Annotated in this window: 8 protein-coding genes; 4 read left to right on the top strand and 4 right to left on the bottom strand. The window is 49.3% G+C overall.

What is annotated here, in order from left to right:
• Positions 1-90 precede the first annotated feature (90 nt).
• Both AC3RCI_RS12395 and AC3RCI_RS12390 read right to left on the bottom strand, forming a co-directional pair.
• Complete coding sequence (locus tag AC3RCI_RS12395; protein WP_492529220.1) at positions 91-1,782, bottom strand: hypothetical protein; 1,692 nt, start codon at positions 1,780-1,782, stop codon at positions 91-93.
• Positions 1,779-8,498: a DUF7507 domain-containing protein gene (locus tag AC3RCI_RS12390; protein ID WP_336780230.1), complete on the bottom strand. Its 6,720-nt coding sequence runs from the start codon at positions 8,496-8,498 to the stop codon at positions 1,779-1,781. Before AC3RCI_RS12390 ends, AC3RCI_RS12395 begins: the two co-directional genes overlap by 4 nt.
• A gap of 222 nt (positions 8,499-8,720) precedes the next feature.
• Between AC3RCI_RS12390 and AC3RCI_RS12385 the strand changes: the two genes are divergently transcribed.
• Positions 8,721-9,845 carry a GGDEF domain-containing protein gene (locus AC3RCI_RS12385; RefSeq protein ID WP_336779780.1) on the top strand — a complete coding sequence of 375 codons (1,125 nt, stop codon included), beginning with the start codon at positions 8,721-8,723 and terminating at the stop codon, positions 9,843-9,845.
• A 77-nt stretch (positions 9,846-9,922) separates the two neighbouring features.
• Here the strand turns inward: AC3RCI_RS12385 and AC3RCI_RS12380 are convergent, their stop codons facing one another.
• Both AC3RCI_RS12380 and AC3RCI_RS12375 read right to left on the bottom strand, forming a co-directional pair.
• A complete protein-coding gene (locus tag AC3RCI_RS12380) occupies positions 9,923-10,453 on the bottom strand; it encodes a hypothetical protein (protein ID WP_336779779.1) in 531 nt (176 codons plus the stop codon).
• Positions 10,454-10,480: 27 nt separating this feature from the next.
• On the bottom strand, positions 10,481-12,145 hold the full coding sequence (locus AC3RCI_RS12375; RefSeq protein WP_336779778.1) for a sensor domain-containing diguanylate cyclase: 1,665 nt from the start codon (positions 12,143-12,145) through the stop codon (positions 10,481-10,483).
• A 308-nt stretch (positions 12,146-12,453) separates the two neighbouring features.
• Between AC3RCI_RS12375 and AC3RCI_RS12370 the strand changes: the two genes are divergently transcribed.
• From AC3RCI_RS12370 to AC3RCI_RS12360, 3 genes are read left to right on the top strand one after another with little or no spacing between them, the layout of a single operon-like run.
• Positions 12,454-15,405, top strand: coding sequence for a Na+/H+ antiporter subunit A (locus AC3RCI_RS12370; protein ID WP_492529218.1), 2,952 nt, complete (start codon positions 12,454-12,456; stop codon positions 15,403-15,405).
• 1 nt (position 15,406) lies between these two features.
• Positions 15,407-15,745 carry a Na(+)/H(+) antiporter subunit C gene (locus AC3RCI_RS12365; protein WP_095287534.1) on the top strand — a complete coding sequence of 113 codons (339 nt, stop codon included), beginning with the start codon at positions 15,407-15,409 and terminating at the stop codon, positions 15,743-15,745.
• Complete coding sequence (locus AC3RCI_RS12360; RefSeq protein ID WP_336779776.1) at positions 15,738-17,216, top strand: Na+/H+ antiporter subunit D; 1,479 nt, start codon at positions 15,738-15,740, stop codon at positions 17,214-17,216. Before AC3RCI_RS12365 ends, AC3RCI_RS12360 begins: the two co-directional genes overlap by 8 nt.
• The last annotated feature ends 1 nt before the right edge of the window (position 17,217 follow it).

Here is a 17,217-nt window from a genome sequence, read left to right as displayed (position 1 = left end):
CAATTAGTATACCATTCATTTGCGTTCGTGTAATGTCATGGAAGTCATTTGGAGCAAATTTCCCAATTCATCACTGTTATTTGATTGACGTTATTCATCGCGGTATTCGATCACAATCGTGTACTCGTTTGACCGAGCTTCACCGCTTCTTCTCTGTCCATTGAGTTCATAGGTATACAGGGCAGTCAGGAAACCATTCAGCGTTCCCGTCTCCTCTGGCGATAGCTGCGCTACATAAGAGATGTTTTTCTCCGCACCCGGAGCCAGTTCTCCCAGATGCAGATATCTTGGCGAAGAGTATTCGGGTATGTTCCATTGAACTTGACCTTCCGCTTGAGCGCGCCATTTGGCTCCCGGTGGAAGAACGCCTGTCAACTGTACACGAGCAGACAGAGAGCCTGTATTCTCGACTCGGACCTGAAAAATAACAGATCCTCCCTGCTCGACTAAATTGGGGTTCACTTCAACGTGGACCTTAATCATAGGACTCTTCAGGTAGACTGTTGCTTCGTTGGAAGCGGCCATGCGCTGCACCGTACGTGAATCAGGCAATCGATACGTATACAAGAGACGCGCCTGGTTCACCAGCTCGAATGATTCAGGCACCACAGTCCCGTGTTCAATAATTTTGGCTTCAAATTGAATGTTAATGACAGACCGTGCTGTCAATGTTCCCAGGCTAACGCCTTTGACCGGATTGGCCCCGGGCCGCTTGACTCCATTCCAGCTAAGACTCCCTTCCAGAAAAGTCATGCCGGCTGGCAATGAATCTGACACCTTGGCATCCACCGCATAATTGCTTTCATTCGCTATGGTAATGTCATATCGTATGGTGTCATTGACTGAGGCAACTACTGGATGTACCCTCTTTTGAATCGAGATCAAAGGCTGGATGACTTCAAGTATAACTTCGTTCGAATAAACAATCTCCTGCTTGCCTGCAGAAGTATACTCCAGCACCGCCTGAGTTGGAATGCTTTCAGCATCTCTTACCGAAACAACCTGTACCCGATATTGAATGGTAACCGTACTTCCGGGCTCAATGTCACCGATTTCCATTCCTGAATCTGGGGTCATCTGAGGGGCAAACATTCCATTGATTACAACACTTGCGGGAATAAACACAAGGCCAGGAGCCAAAGCGATGGTCACCTTGGCACCTGCAGCTGTCAGAAATCCCGGATTGCTCACAACAACACTGTACAAAACAATATCCCCTGAGAAGGTCGGGATATGGTCCGACTGAAGGGCTATCTCCAGACAAGATGAGGCCAGAGTGACCTCAACCGTATTGGAAAATTCTCGGCCTGTAACCGTCCTGCCTTCTGGTGTTAGAAATTCATAGTTTACCTGCGCCTGATTCAACACCTTTAATGTCGGAGGTAATCGCACGATGGCAACTTGAAAGTGGTAGCGCAGGATAGCTCCTGGTGCCACCTCCGCAGGAGGCAGCCCGAGTTCGGGTGATGCCCCTGGTAACGGAATACCATCGCGAAGTACACTGTTCGGAAGGAGTGACGTATCTTCCGAAAGCGGGTCGACCACAGAAACGGTGGCTGTTCGATTCCCCGTATTCCTGACCTCAATCTGATAAGTTAGTGACTGCCCCAGTGCAGCAACAGTCACATTGCAGCCCTTTCTTACTTCAAGTTTGGGTCCAACCCATGGTGTAACAACGGTGTTGGAATAAGCCACCTGTTCCAGTTCAGTCGTACCCGAGCTGAATCGAACCAGTGACTGATTCTGTAGCCAGTGGGACAACGGACCGGAGGATTGGCTCATATCACCACGACCTCTACTCTGAATGTAACGGTTACCGAAGCACCAGCAGCGATTGATCCGATCGTTATTCCCGTATTTGGGTTACCAGTTGGCCGTGGCACTCCATCCACCGTAACACTTCCAGGCACAAACACCGTTCCTACAGGTACAGGGTCTACCATCACCACATTGTTGACCACCTGGATACCCGCGTTCGTTACAACAACCGTATAGGTAATGACATCACCGACAACAGCATCAATGGCGTCTGTACTTTTGACAACGACTACATCCGGTGAAGAAACAGGAATAACCAGAACGTTGGAGGATACGGTTCCCGTTAACTGACGGCCATCCGGCGGACTGAACGTATAATTGGCCACGGCCTGATTGATTAGCTGCTGATTCTGCGGTAAAGTGTCCACGGTAACTTCCAGGGTGACGGTCACATTAACAGATCCACCTGGTGGTATGGTACCTACCACGATTCCGGCTTCCGGATTGGCACCTGGCTGTGGAACACCATCAATCAAGACACTGTTCGGAAGAAGCACAGCCCCATCCGGAATGTCATCTGTCAATGTCAGATTGGCAGCCAAATTTCCGCTGTTATTGATCGAGAAAGAGTACACGATGGTGTCGCCGATTGTCGCATTGGATGTGTTTGCTGTCTTGGTCACGGCAATGATTGGTTGATAGATCGGTGTGATTACCGTATTTGAGTAAGAAGCACCCGAGAAGACACCCGATGTGAAGCTTACGGATGATTGACTGCTCACAACGGGTGGAGCAGGAAGTGAATTGACACGGACGGCATAGGATACTGCTACTGAGGCGCCGGGTGCAATTGTGCCGAGTGCGATTCCCAGAGCTGGATTAGCCGAGGCGCGCGGTACGCCATCCACCAGAACACTTCCGGTGACAAATGTTGTGGCAGGATCGATCGGATCGCTCAGTACCACATTGTTAATGGGATCAATTCCGTTGTTGGTTACAACCATTTCGTATACGATCGTATCACCGACCACCGCATCTACCGCAGCTGTGGTCTTCGTTACACTTACATCCGGAGCAGACACCTGGATGTTAAGTGAATTGGATGTTAGACTGCCCCCCAGCGTTCTTCCATCTGGCAGTGTATACGTAAAAGTTGCGGAAGCCTGATTCGTTATGGACTGGCTCAAAGGAAGGGTAACAATGACGACCGAGAACATGACCATGGTCGTTGTGGAAACGACGCCCAGCGGAATACCTGAGGCGGGGTCGGCCCCCGGTGCTGATGCCCCATTGATTATAACGCTATTCGGTACAAGCTCAGTCCCGGCCGGGATCGTATCGGTCAACGTAACGGCTGCCCCATAGTTCCCAGCATTCGAGATGGCGATGCTGTACACCACGGTATCTCCTACCGTGGCTATCGCCTGATCCCCCGTCTTGACCGCCGTCAGGATCGGCTGGTACACCGGCGTTGTAACCGTATTGGAAAATGTTGTGGCTGAGAACACGCCTGAAGTAAAGCTGACTGTGGACTGATTGTTCAAAACTGCACTTGCCGGGAGCGAAGTAACCTGCACACTAAATACAACGGTCACGGTAGCACCAGGTGCGATAGAACCGATGGTTATTCCGGTGGAAGGATTGGCACCCGGGCGGAGCACACCATCTACAAATACGCCGGTTGGCGCGAGGACAGTGCTTGCCGGTACTGCATCCGTGAAGACTACGTTGTTCACCGTCGCAATTCCGTTATTCGTTACAGCGACGCTGTACGTCACAATATCACCGACAGATACCGCCGTTGACGTCGTCGATTTCACCACATCGACGTCCGGAGCTGAGACCGAAATGGTTAGTACGTTGGACAGCACCGAACCTGTAATGGTCCGTCCGTCAGGCAAGGTGAAGGAAAGAGCCACCGAAGCCTGATTCACCAGCTGCTGTGGAGATGGCAAGGTATCAACGACCACAGAAAAAGTAATGGTTGTTGTTGCACCAGCAGCGACAGTCCCTGCCGAAATGCCTGTGGCTGGATTCGCGGCAGGCAGCGGCTGACCATTCACAATGACACTGTTCGGAACGAGAATGGTTCCCGCAGGGATATTGTCCGTCAAGTTGATTTGGGCACCATAGTTGCCCGTATTAGAAACGGTGACCGTATAGCTAACCGTATCTCCGACCGTAGCGTTTTGTGTACTTGCTGTCTTTTGTGCCGAGAGAATTGGCTGAAATACCGACGTAACCACTGTATTGGAAAACGTCGTGCTTGAGAATGCCCCTGAAGTAAAACTCACAGTGGACCGATTGCTCAACTGGCCGCTTGGGGGAATCGTGTCGACACGGATACTGAAAGTAATCGTTGCGGAGGCTCCCGGAGCAAGTGTACCCAGCGATATCCCCCCTGCTGGATTGGCTGCGGGTTGCGCCACCCCGTTCACCGTGACACTGCCTGTGACAAAGGATGCGCCTGCAGGAATCGGATCCGACAATTGGATATTGTTTACGGGGGCTATACCGCTGTTCGTTACGAGAATGGAGTAAGTAACGGTGTCGCCTACAGCAGCCGCAGTCGAAGTTGTGCTTTTAACGACAGCTACGTTTGGAGATGAAACCGGGAACGTCAGCGTATTCGAGGTGGCTGTTCCTGTTAAGGTTCGTCCGTCAGGCGGTGTAAAGGTAAAGGAAGATGTCGCAAAGTTGCTGAGCTGCTGCGGTGACGGAAGGGTATCCACGACAACCGCGAAGGTGACAACCGCTGTCGCTCCCGCCGCTACAACGCCTACCGGGATGCCTGTTCCAGGCGTCGCTCCAGGCTGCGGCACACCAGATACCACAACACTGTTAGCTACAAAAGAAGTTGCAGCAGGAATGGTATCTGTGACGGTAACATTTGCCTGCAAATTGCCTGTGTTGCTGACAGTCACCGTGTATACGACCGTATCACCTACAGTCGCATTAACGGTATTGGCCGTTTTGACAAGTGCAATCTGCGGTTGAATGACCGGAGTCTCTGTCGTATTGGACGATGATGACCCTGAGAATGAACCGGATGTGAAGCTGACCGTCGACTGATTGTTAATCTGCGAAGGAATCGGCATAGTAATCGTCACCTCAAAAGTTACGGTAACCTCAGCTCCTGGAGCCAAAGTACCGATTGGAATGCCGGCGGTCGGATTGGAGAGCGGGAATGAAGTCCCGTTCACAATGACGCTTCCGGGTACAAATGGGGTATTCGGAGGAAGAGGGTTGACATATACCACATTGTTAACGGCTACTGTTCCATTGTTGCGAATAACAGATGTGTACCTGATGACATCCCCGACTACGCCGTACTCTACATTGTCACTGTTAACAATCGTTACATTGGGAAGAGAGACGGGAATCGTGATGGTGTTGGATGACGAGAATCCGGCAATTGTTCTTCCACTTGGAAGAGTGTAATTGAATGATGCGACCGCCTGGTTAGTCAGCTGTCTTGATTCAGGTAAACTTGTGACCGTTGCTACAAAAGTAACCGTTGCGCTTGAGCCAGCTGCGATCGACCCCAGATTAATTCCTGTTGCAGGACTTACACCCGGTGTGGGCACCCCGTTGATAATGACACTATTCGTACTAAATACAGCTCCGGCTGGAATGGGATCGGTCAAGGTAACCGTGGCTGCAATATTACCTGTATTGTTGATTTGGATGCTGTAATTAAACGTATCGCCTACCGTCAGATTCGTTGTGCTTGCCGATTTTACCACTTGGATGACGGGCTGAAATACAGGTGTACTAACTGAGATCGATGTAGAAACCCCATTAAAACTGCCCGACGTAAAAGCTGCACCTGCACGGTTGGTAACCGAACCTGTAGATGGAACAGAAGCCACTCTAGCCTGGTAGGTAACAGTTACGCTGCTTGAGCTGTTCAAGGTTCCAACAGCAATGCCTGAAACGGGGCTTGCACTCCCCGCAGCTGTTCCATTAATGGTGACACTGCCTGGTACAAATTCTGAGCCGGAAGGTATATCTGAAATCACGAGATTTTGGACTGCACTTATGCCTGCATTGGTTGCAATGACCGTATAGGTGAGGATGTCGCCTACTGTCGCATCAGGTGTGTTTACCGTTTTGCTAATCGAGATATTAGGGGCCGACGCAGGTATGCGAACGATATTAGATTGACTTGACCCTGAGAGATTCCGTCCACTCGGAAGCTGGTACGTATAAGTTGCGGTACCCTGATTATCCAGTGTGGGCGGAGATGGCAGTGTATTGAGAGTAGCGCGAAACACCACCGTTGCCGTGGCTCCTGGCGAAAGACTGCCCAGCGTTATTCCGGTTATGGGGCTGGTTCCCGGACGTGCAGTACCATTCACCGTAACCGAATTCGGAACAAACGTCAGTCCTGCCGGGATGGTATCGGTTACCGTAACTTGGGCTGCTATGTTTCCGCTGTTTGTCACCACCAGTGTATATGCTAGCTGATCTCCCAATGTTGCATTCGTTTGACTCGCCGACTTGTTGATGGCGATGATCGGCTGGTACACAGGGGTTGTAATCGAATTGGAGTTGGAAATGCCTGTAAATGCACCTGAACTATAGGACACAGAAGCCCGATTAAGCAGCGAGCCTGATGCAGGCAAGGCTTGAACCGTAAGCTGAAACGTCACCGTCGCAGAACTCCCTGCAGTCAGTGTTCCAATAGAGATACCACTGTTCGGGTTAGCCGATGCTACGACAGTTCCCCTTACGGTCACACTCCCCGGAACAAATATGGTTCCTGCAGGAAGAGAATCCGTAAGAATCACATTGTTAATCGGCTGAATACCGCCGTTCGTGGTCACCACGGTATAGGTGAATGTCTCCCCTACGGCTACATCGCTGACCGAAGCCGATTTAACTGCGGTTACATTGGGTAAAGTCACCGGAATCGTTAGAGTATTTGATGCTACTGTACCCGATATGGTTCGTCCGTCAGGAGAGTTGAACGAATATGAAGCGTTAGCCTGATCCACAAGGGTTGGCGGTGTAGGCAAGCTTGTGACAAGCACTTGAAAGGTGACGGTATTCGCGCTGCCTGCAGCAAGGCTGCCCAAATTCACACCAGTCGCCGGATTGGCACCTGCAATAACATTTCCGTTCAGGCGGAAGCTGCCTGCTACATACGAACTGCCACTTGGGATGTTATCTGTCAATGTGACATTTGCCGCAACATTCCCTCCGTTGTTCACCTGAAGCGTGTATGTTACCGTGTCACCGACCGTAGCATTGGTGGTACTCCCAGACTTCACAATGGACAGGTTCGGTGAATATACAGGAAGTGTCGAGCTGTTGGAGGGAATTACACCTGTTATGGTCGGACCTCCTGCCACACTCTGAAACGTAAAAGCCGCATTGGCCGAATTCACAAGCTGCAGAATGCTTGCATCCTGTCCGATAAGCGCCCGGTAGGTTACAACAATACTGCTGGACAGGTTTAATGAACCCAGCGGAACGCCTGCGGTTATATCCAGTGTTGGACGAGATACACCTGCAACGGTGACGCTTCCTGGAATAAAAGTAAGTCCTGCAGGCAATGAGTCCGATAGCACCACGCTGGCGGCGCTGGCCGTACCTGCGTTGGCAACGGTAACCGTATAGAGAATGCTATCCCCTGCTACCGCACCAGTGGCCGTTGATCCCTTAGATACGGTAATTCTTGGTGCGTTAATATCGACTTGAATGGCATTGCCGTTGACGATGTATGCATCTCCCGATGTTGTTAATGTCAACACGGCTGAAGATTGATTGTTAATCAGTCTGGCTGACACATCCACATTGGTTATGTCCCAGCCCTGTCGTCCGCCAGAAATGTTGGAGCCTGGTGCACCGTTGATCTGGTTCCGGGTTCCGAAGGTTCCTGTCGTGTTAAGTGCTCCGGTGTCTCCGTTGATTTGGGAAGCGAAAAAGTTGGCAGCCAGGTTGTTTGGTCCCGACAAGGCAACCGAAGTCGCCGACGTTGGTCCAAATAACGCCTGGTCTCCGGTCCGGTTTGCATCACCCTCCTGCGCACTGAACAGCGCTCTTCCCCCGAGCGTACCAGAGATCGGAGTCGCAAATCCTGTCAGTGTGGTAACTACCGGTGCGGAAGTCGATTGGACAAGTACTCCGCCGGCCCGCAGTGACATGTTTCGGAAAGGCAGGTTCGGATTTTGATAAATGACTCCTAGCGTCCAGCCTGCATGGTTGGCCGTGGCATCATTGTTGATGACGATCGTTCCGACAACCGCTCCGGTGATATATGTACCCGCTCCCCCATTTTGCACAAGTGTCGTAACATTGGCCGAACGCACATACCCGGCAGCGCCGTTGCCCAGATCAAATTGATTGTATGTCGCCGGGTCAGGTGTAACACTCGATGTCCCTGCAGGTGTGATAAATGTGACCGGATTATTGATGGCAGAGCTTAAGTTAACGTTGCCATTAATATAACTTCCGCCCCAAATCAACTCGGCGTAAAAAACTGTACTCCCCGGAGGAAGAACAAGTATGGCAGCTGAGCTGTTGTTCTGATATAAATTGGTTGTACCCTGTGGATATGTCCCAAAACTTGCGGCCGTATTGGTCGTTGTGAATGCCCCAATACTGTCCTGTGTTCCTGGCACCCCTGCCGCATCGGAACGACTCAAACCGAGGGTATTGCCTGTAAACGTAATTGCTCCCGTAGCGTTGACGGTTGAACGAACGACAAGAGGAATGGAGATCACCTCCTTCATCAAGGATTGTAATCATCGTATGAGAACGGAGCCTTGTATCAGTCTATGAGGTTCAATCCGGAATTTGTTTGTCCCTGTGAAAAGTTTCTGCTTAGGTTCTACGTTTATGTCACTTTGTTTTCACCCATTTAATTAACATTTGCGTTTTGCACAATCTGTTTTATAATCAACTAATACGAGAGTCATTCTGTCGTACCATTATGATGCAGTCAGCGGTGATATATGAAGAGTTTGTCAACACATAACAGTCATATCCCAACAGAATATGAATTCAAGCATTCCAAATGGATTAAAAAAATGCTCCATGCGTACTGGGTTGTCGTAATCACACATTTCGTCGTTCAGATCGCCTGTTTCCTCTTTCTGGACTATGATCGTACGCCTGAGGATTTCATCATTTATGTTTTATTTTGGCCCACAGCCTCAAGTATTGCTTCCATTATGATTGCCAGCTGGGTCGACCGCCGCTTCAGCAGTTATTCCTTTTATGCCATGTCGGCCGCCAGTACTGTCGTTGCCTGGACGATCATTCATGTCAATTATGACATTCGAATTATTCAAGCGATCAGCCTGCTGCCCATCTTTACGTCGGTTTTGTTTTTTAGCAGAAAACGGGTCTGGACGGCATGTATGATGCAAACAACAGGTTATGTTTTGGTTCTGTTTGATTCAGGCTATCGTTCCTATTTGACTTCCTTTGACATGGTCTCCATCCCAGCCTTTCTCATTGTCGGTACATATGTAGCTCAGGTCATTGTCACAAGTGGTGTTGAGGTATTGGATGATCTCAAGGACAGCATGCTGGCCAAGCAGGAACTGATTGTACGAAATGCCATTATGACCAAGCAGTCCAAAACCGATGGGCTTACCAATCTGTATAACCAGAGCTCATTCAAAGACTATTACGATAAAGCATATGAGTATGCCAAGAGCGGTATGAGCCTTCATTTGGCTCTCATTGATATTGATGATTTCAAATCAATCAATGACACCTATGGACATCGGGTGGGCGATATCATTCTGGAGAAAGTTTCCCATGTCATTCAGGAGAACATCACTTCAAGCGATATTGCAGCCCGTTATGGCGGTGAAGAATTCGCATTGCTTATGTTCGAACAGTCCTTCGATCAGGCTTACGCTCTCGTGGAACAGATTCGTCAGAAAATAGCCCTGATGGGCCATTTGGAACTGGAGGGGAATTCCATCACCGTCAGTGTGGGACTCAAAAGTTTCAATGCCCGGCTAACCAAAGAAAAGCTGTTTGAAGAGGTGGATGCCTGTCTATACGCTGCCAAACGGACGGGTAAAAACAAAACCGTGACTTCCCTTGACCTTGTTGAGGTTTAGTAAGTAGTAGAGTCATCAAAAAAAGTTGTACCGCAAACCGAATTCGGTTGTGCAGTACAACTTTTTTTATATCTAATCTATTCGCCTTGCTCGGCCCATTCCCAGCGATGGGCATATTGCTCCAACTTGGGATGAAGCGTACCTGGCTGGCCATCAATAAGCAGACGAAGTTTCGTAATCCAGTCCTTGAACGAGTCGAACGATGCAAACAGATTCGCCATTTCAGAGGTGAGGTACAGAAAATGAGGCGCCGGGTATTCAGAAGTCAGATGACGCAGAGCCGAATCCATCGGTGTGTACTTCTTCCTCTTGCCTTCCAGTCCCTCCACCTTAATGCGGAACTCCGTATGATCTCGCTTCCACTCATGCAAGCGGTCCTCTCTCTTATAATACGGCTGTACCCCATCCTTGCTCATGCGCTTAACCGTGTTCTCATGCAGCGGATAAAGTACCAACTGTGTAAATGCACGCGTATCTGAAGTGACTGCTGCATGTTGAAGTTGTTCATCGGTCACATGCTCGAATGAATCGTAGAAAATCAGTGTACCTTTCCGGCTTGCTGCAGGCGGTTCATAACCGTACGGAACCGATGTATAATTTCCAGACATGATATTCCTCCAGTCCGTTATAAATGCTTATTTGTTTTGGGTATCCTGCTCATCCTGATCCTTGTTCAAATCCACATAGAATGTCATTTTATTCTTGCCCGAACGCTTCGATTCATACAAGGCTTCATCAGCCATACGGATAATTTCACTCGGATTGCCGCTGTTTGTCGGATACTCGGCACCACCGATACTGCATCCAATGTGGATCCGCTCATATTCAATAATAAATGGTTTATTCAAGCTCAGAATAATCTCATCCGCATATGCTCGCGCCTCTTCTTTTGGATTAGCCCCAATGGAACGGAGTACAATGAGAAATTCATCGCCGCCCAAACGAACCGTAATTCCCTTGTCGTGGCTTAGGGCCATCAAACGCTGGGCCACTTTTTGAAGCAGGACGTCTCCGGTTTGGTGCCCAAGGGTATCGTTCACACTTTTGAATCCATCCAAATCCAGATAGAGGAAAGTCAAAGTATGATCCGTACTCTCCGTTTCAAGTGATTCCTCCAGATAAACTTCGAGTGCTGTCCGGTTCGGCAAACCTGTCAGTTGGTCGTAATGGGCCAAATTCTGCATGACGACCAGTTCCGAATCTTTATTCGTTAGCGAAGTCAACATGTCGCTCAGCGAGCGGGATAGCACTTCAATTTCCTTGATGCCTTTGTTCTCGGGAATTTGTAATTGCTCGCCTGCACGCAGCCGGTCTGCCACTTGAGTTAAGCGTGTAATTGGAAAGGAGATTCGCCGGGAAATCAACCAGCCAATAAGTGCAAACAATACGGTAACTGCAAGCCCCGACCAGACATTAAACCATAACATGTCGGTTACGGAAGCAAAAGCCGTTGATTTGAGCTGACGAACGACAATAGTCCATCCGAGACCCGGATAATCCAGATGTCCCTGGCTGTAAGCGAGTCCGGTAACATATTCCTTTCCGTCAGCCCATTTCTCGATGGACCAACTTGTCTTGTTAATCTCCGCTGCCTTCATTTCGGACAACTCCAGTGGTTTACCAACCCACTCCTCCGGACCAAGCAGCACCGTGTGCTCTCTTTTGCTCACGATAAACATTTCAATGTCCTTTTCCTGATATTTCAGAGGCTCCAGGACACCCTTTTCCACCTCTTTTGCCCACGCCCAGCTTAGATGTGCTGCAAGCACGCCTGAAACTTCACCATTTTTATACTTCAGGGGAAAGCTGATATCGACAAATTGCAGCGGCTCACCTGAAGGATTCGGAAGCAGTTTGGCGAGAAGTACTGCGTTATGTACGTCTCCAATAAATTTACCCTTGATGCCTTCCTGATACACAGGTCGTTCAGACAAATTTTCACCACGCAATATGCCATCCGTTGAAGCCAATACTTTTCCCTTCGGATCCATGAATCCAACCCAGGAGAATGAGGGAAAGCTATTCTGTAGCTGATTCAGCAGCATCTGGATATCAGCAGGTTCATAACGGTCTTCCAACCCGGCCATCTGGCCAAGAAGATCCAGTTCTCCGGACCGCGCCCACATGAAGCGATCCAGCTTGTCTGCTGTTTGGGAAGCGGTGCTAGTCAGAGAATGCCCAATTTCCGTTTCTACAGCGACCGCTGATTTTTGACTAAAAATATAACCGATCGTTAACGTTACCAGCAAGGATAACACGGCGAAGGTCATGGTAAGTATCGTTCTGAGTTTGTAAGACATGTTGGCCTCCAATAATCGGTGAAACCATCTTGCTTTTTCAACACGAGACATGCTGGAAAGGGCACACGGGATGTCACCTATTCGTTTTCATTTATATCGGAAGCAATGTCTTTTTTTATTATACATGTGGATGCTAAGTTAAGTCGTCAGGAATGCCGTGTTTCTTCCATTCAAAGAATAGTCACGATTCTGTATATACATACTTGGGTTATGAATATAGAGAGCAAGCATATCATCCTATGATGAAATGATGATTCAGCATGTTTGTCGAACAGAGAGAACTTCAACTAGAAATTGGGGGTGTAATATTGAGCCTGCTTCATCTTGCTGTTATTTTCCCTTTCGCCATGGGGATTTTACTTACGATGCTGAACCGCTTCTTCCGTAGAATACATATGGGGTGGCCGGTTCTTATTGTTCCGGCGGTGTTGTTCGGTTATTTTGCAAGCCTCATTCCTGCCGTGTCTCAGCGGAATATGGTCTCCGGTTATGTGCCCTGGATTCCGTCTCTGGACATTGGATTTAATCTATATCTGGATGGCTTAAGTCTGCTGTTAACACTACTTATTACCGGGATCGGGGTCCTGGTGGTGTTTTACTCCATTTACTACATGGACAAAAAAGAGGATTTGAGCCGTTTCTACCTATATTTGCTCATGTTTATGGGGGCCATGCTGGGCGTTGTACTGTCCGATAACATGATTGTATTGTACGGATTCTGGGAACTGACAAGTATCACGTCTTTCTTGCTGATCGCGTTTCATTACAAACGCAAAGCTTCCACTTCAGGTGCACAAAAGTCGTTTTTGATTACCGTGTTTGGCGGGTTCGCCATGTTAGCGGGATTCATGATGATGTACTTGATGACTGGAACGTTTAGTATCCGTGCAACCATTACGGAATGGGGACAGATTCAGGATAGTGCATTATTTTTGCCTGCACTGGTGCTGATCCTGATCGGGGCATTTACCAAATCCGCGCAGTTTCCCTTCCACATCTGGCTGCCGGATGCGATGGAAGCTCCAACACCCGTCAGTGCATACCTGCATTCGGCCACAATGGTTAAGGCTGGCTTGTACGTTATAGCCCGCTTCACGCCCATCTTTGGGGGAGAGGGAACCTGGTTTTGGCTGGTCACTGGCGTAGGTCTCCTGACCTTATGTTATGGATCATTCCTTGCTGTGAAAAAGAACGACCTGAAGGCCATTCTTGCATATTCCACGATCTCACAGCTTGGATTAATCATGTCCCTGCTTGGCATCGGCTCCGCAGCACTCTACTTCGGTTATGGCGAGTCTTCTGCCGTCTATACAGTTGCAATTACAGCTGCCCTGCTTCATCTTTTCAATCACGCAACCTTCAAGGCAGCACTATTTATGGTCGTCGGTATTGTCGATCATGAAACAGGGACACGCGATATTCGCAAGCTCGGAGGACTGGCTTCCTTTATGCCTGTCACGTTCACTGTAGCGCTAGTGGGCGCACTTGCCATGGCGGGTATTCCGCCTTTCAACGGTTTCTTGAGTAAAGAACTGTTCTTCCAAGCCATGGTTGAAGTGACACATCTGCGTATCTTCGGACTTGGTTCGTGGAGCATCCTATTGCCTGTACTCGCTTGGCTCGCCAGTGTATTTACTTTAATCTATGCGCTGATCATCGTGTTCAAAACGTTCCTCGGTAACCGCCGCACGGAGCTTCCGGCGGAGAAGCTGCATGAAGCTCCGGTTGGTATGCTGATTCCTCCGGTAATCCTCGGTGTACTTGTCATTACATTCGGACTTTTCCCGGATCTGCTGGCTGGATCGCTTATTGAGCCGGCGATGGCCTCCGTGCTTCCAGCGCTACTGGACGGAAACGAGCATTTTGATGTTCACTTCTCCTTATGGCACGGAATAACACCGGAATTAATCATGACCATCGGTGTCATTCTTCTTGGTATCACGTTGTATAAACTGTTACCTCGCTGGAGAAATGTGTATGAACATTACCCGCAGGGCCTGACCATTAACAATATGTATCATGTCATTCTGGATAATGTGCAGCATTATGCTCGCAAATGGACAGAAGCTTACATGAACGGATCTGTCCGCAATTATCTGGTATACATCTTCTCGTTCACCGTTGCACTGCTTGGATATGCCTTTTTCCGCTCCGGCGAGAATATTACCTGGAATTTCAAAGGGCATGCTCCCTTCTCATTCTATGAAGCGGTGCTGCTTGTCGCCCTGATTGCTGCTGCAGTCTCCATTCCTTTTGCGAAAAACAGACTCTCTGCGGTCATTATGACTGGAGCTGTCGGGTATCTGGTTACGCTGTTATTTGTATTGTTCCGTGCACCCGATCTCGCTTTGACCCAGATGATTGTGGAGACCGTGTCGGTTGCGCTGTTCCTGCTGTGCTTCTACCATCTGCCTGAACTTCAACGCGGACGTTCCAGCCGCAGGTATCTGAGCGTGAACATGATTGTCGCTATTGCGGTGGGTATCGTCATGACCTTCGTAGCCCTTGCCGCAAGCGGAACAGCTTCCCTGGAGAGCATCTCCACTTTCTTCATTCAGGAGAGCTATAACCTTGCAGGCGGCAAAAACGTGGTCAATGTGCTGCTCGTTGACTTCCGCGGCTTTGATACGATTCTGGAAATTATGGTGCTGGGGGTAGCTTCATTATCCATCTATTCCATGATCAATCTGAACCTGGAAGCCAAGGATCTCGGAGCGCGATTGAAGTTCCGCAAAAAAGAAGAAAGCAAAGATGACGATAATCTGGATGACGAAGCGGATAATACGAAAAAATATGGAAACCAGGAACGCAGCTCCTCCACTTGGGATACTGTTCCCTTACAGAGTAACGATGTGCTGCTGCAAACGACAACCAAAGTAGTCGTCTTTATCATTCTGACGTTTGCGCTGCATTTGTTCTTCGCAGGACATCATAATCCGGGCGGCGGTTTCATCGGAGGATTGGTCACGGCTGCTGCACTGGTCTTGATTGCTCTTGCATTCAGTACGGATACGGTACGCAAAGCGCTGCCGATCGATTTTCGTACGTTGACGGCTGTCGGATTGGCCATTGCCCTTTTGACGGGCGCCGGTTCCTTCTTATTCGGGGTTCCCTTCCTCAGCCAGACCTTCGGTTATTTCGAACTTCCTTTGCTGGGAGAGACCGAGCTTGCTACTGCGATGCTGTTCGACCTCGGCGTGTATATCGCTGTCCTTGGCGTCACCATGACCATCATTCTACAGATCGGGGAGGATCGCTGATATGGAAATATTGATGTGCGTTGCCGTTGGCATACTGTTTGCCGTCGCCGTCTTTTTAATCTTGTCACGGAGCCTGCTCCGGATTGTGTTAGGCATGTCCATCCTCACGCATGGGGTGCATCTGCTGCTGATCACGATGTCACGTCTTAAGACAGGTGCTCCTCCCTTGCTGGGAGAAAAGGCAGAAAGCTATGTCGATCCGCTGCCCCAGGCGCTGATTTTGACCTCCATTGTCATCAATTTCGGGCTAACTGCTTTCTTCTTTGTTCTGTCCTATCGCTCTTATCTAAAATTGAGAACGGACGACATGGAAGAAGTAAGGGGACGTCCATATGAATAATCTTGTGGTTTTGCCTTTGCTGCTGCCGCTAATTACAGGTGTAATAACCATTCTGTTTTTCCGCAAAGTCCGTATGCAGCGTATAGTCAGTGTCATGGGGACACTATTGACCGCTGCTGCATCAACCGTATTAATTACACAGGTGGCGAGCTCAGGCGTACAGACCCTTAATATGGGCGGTTGGGCCCCGCCATACGGTATCGTTCTTGTAGCTGATATGGTATCTGCCCTGCTCGTTGTGGCTGCTTCCATCATTGCTCTGGCATGTCTGCTGTATGCTTTTCGAAGCATAAACCAAGAGCGGGAAGAACATCATTTTTACGTCTTCTTTCATTTTCTGATTGCAGGCGTGAACGGTTCTTTTCTGACAGGTGACCTGTTCAACCTCTTTGTCTGCTTTGAACTGATGCTGATTTCTTCCTATGCACTTATCGTACTGGGAGGAACGGAAAGACAACTCCGAGAGACGATCAAATATGTCTTGATTAACATCGTATCATCCGCATTGTTTGTTGCCTCTATTGGCTTCCTCTATTCGATAACAGGCACGCTGAATATGGCGGACTTGTCCAATCGGATTGCCGAGGTGGGACAGAGTGGTGTGATTACGCTGATTGCTGTCCTCTTTCTCATCGTATTCAGTATCAAGGCGGGCCTGTTCCTTTTCTTCTGGCTGTCCGGCTCCTATGCAGCTCCCCCTGCCGTGGTGACGGCTTTGTTCGCCGGATTGCTGACCAAAGTAGGGCTGTATGCGATTGTGCGTACATTCACGCTCATTTTTTATCATGATCCGGATTTCTTCAATGCTCTCATCGGCTGGATGGCTGGCGCAACCATGATTCTCGGGGTTATTGGCGCGATCTCCTATCGTGACGTGAACAAAATTTTGGTCTATAACGTGGTTGCAGGTGTCGGATTTGTGGCCTTCGGCATGGCCGCTGCAAGTCGTCAGGCTCTGGAAGGGCTGCTCTTCTACATGCTGCATGACATGTTGATCAAAACGCTGCTCTTTTTGCTGGGAGGTGCCCTGATCGCCGTTGCGGGTACATCCAAACTGGAAAACATGGGTGGATTGCTCCATCGTTATCCGCTGCTTGGATGGATGTTCTTTATCAGCGCACTTGCACTGGCAGGTATTCCTCCATTCAGTGGTTTCCCAGGTAAGCTGCTGCTCTTCGAAGGCGGCTTGCAAGCAGGGCTGTATGGTCTTACGGGAATTGCGGTGCTTTCCAGCCTGCTGATGCTCTATTCGGTCCTGCGCATTTTCATTCAGGCCTTCTGGGGCGAACCGCCAGCAGGTATCGTTAGACGGCCTTACGCGGTAAACGGCCTCTTAATTCCTGCCGGCATCCTGTTCATATTTATTATCGTCATGGGCTTGGGGGCTGAAGGAATGTTTCAGCTCACCTCCCGAGCAGGCGACATTCTACTGCATCCCAATCTTTATATTGATGCAGTATTGAAGGAGTAGA

The organism is Paenibacillus sp. MT124 (assembly GCF_058792755.1).
Note: the sequence above shows the minus strand (reverse complement) of the source record. Positions and strands in the feature narration are given on the sequence as shown.

Coding starts and splice junctions, on each gene's coding strand:
- AC3RCI_RS12395 (WP_492529220.1), bottom strand. CDS start 1,782: ATGAGCCAATCCTCCGGTCCGTTGTCCCACTGGCTACAGAATCAGTCA.
- AC3RCI_RS12390 (WP_336780230.1), bottom strand. CDS start 8,498: ATGAAGGAGGTGATCTCCATTCCTCTTGTCGTTCGTTCAACCGTCAAC.
- AC3RCI_RS12385 (WP_336779780.1), top strand. CDS start 8,721: ATGAAGAGTTTGTCAACACATAACAGTCATATCCCAACAGAATATGAA.
- AC3RCI_RS12380 (WP_336779779.1), bottom strand. CDS start 10,453: ATGTCTGGAAATTATACATCGGTTCCGTACGGTTATGAACCGCCTGCA.
- AC3RCI_RS12375 (WP_336779778.1), bottom strand. CDS start 12,145: ATGTCTTACAAACTCAGAACGATACTTACCATGACCTTCGCCGTGTTA.
- AC3RCI_RS12365 (WP_095287534.1), top strand. CDS start 15,407: ATGGAAATATTGATGTGCGTTGCCGTTGGCATACTGTTTGCCGTCGCC.
- AC3RCI_RS12360 (WP_336779776.1), top strand. CDS start 15,738: ATGAATAATCTTGTGGTTTTGCCTTTGCTGCTGCCGCTAATTACAGGT.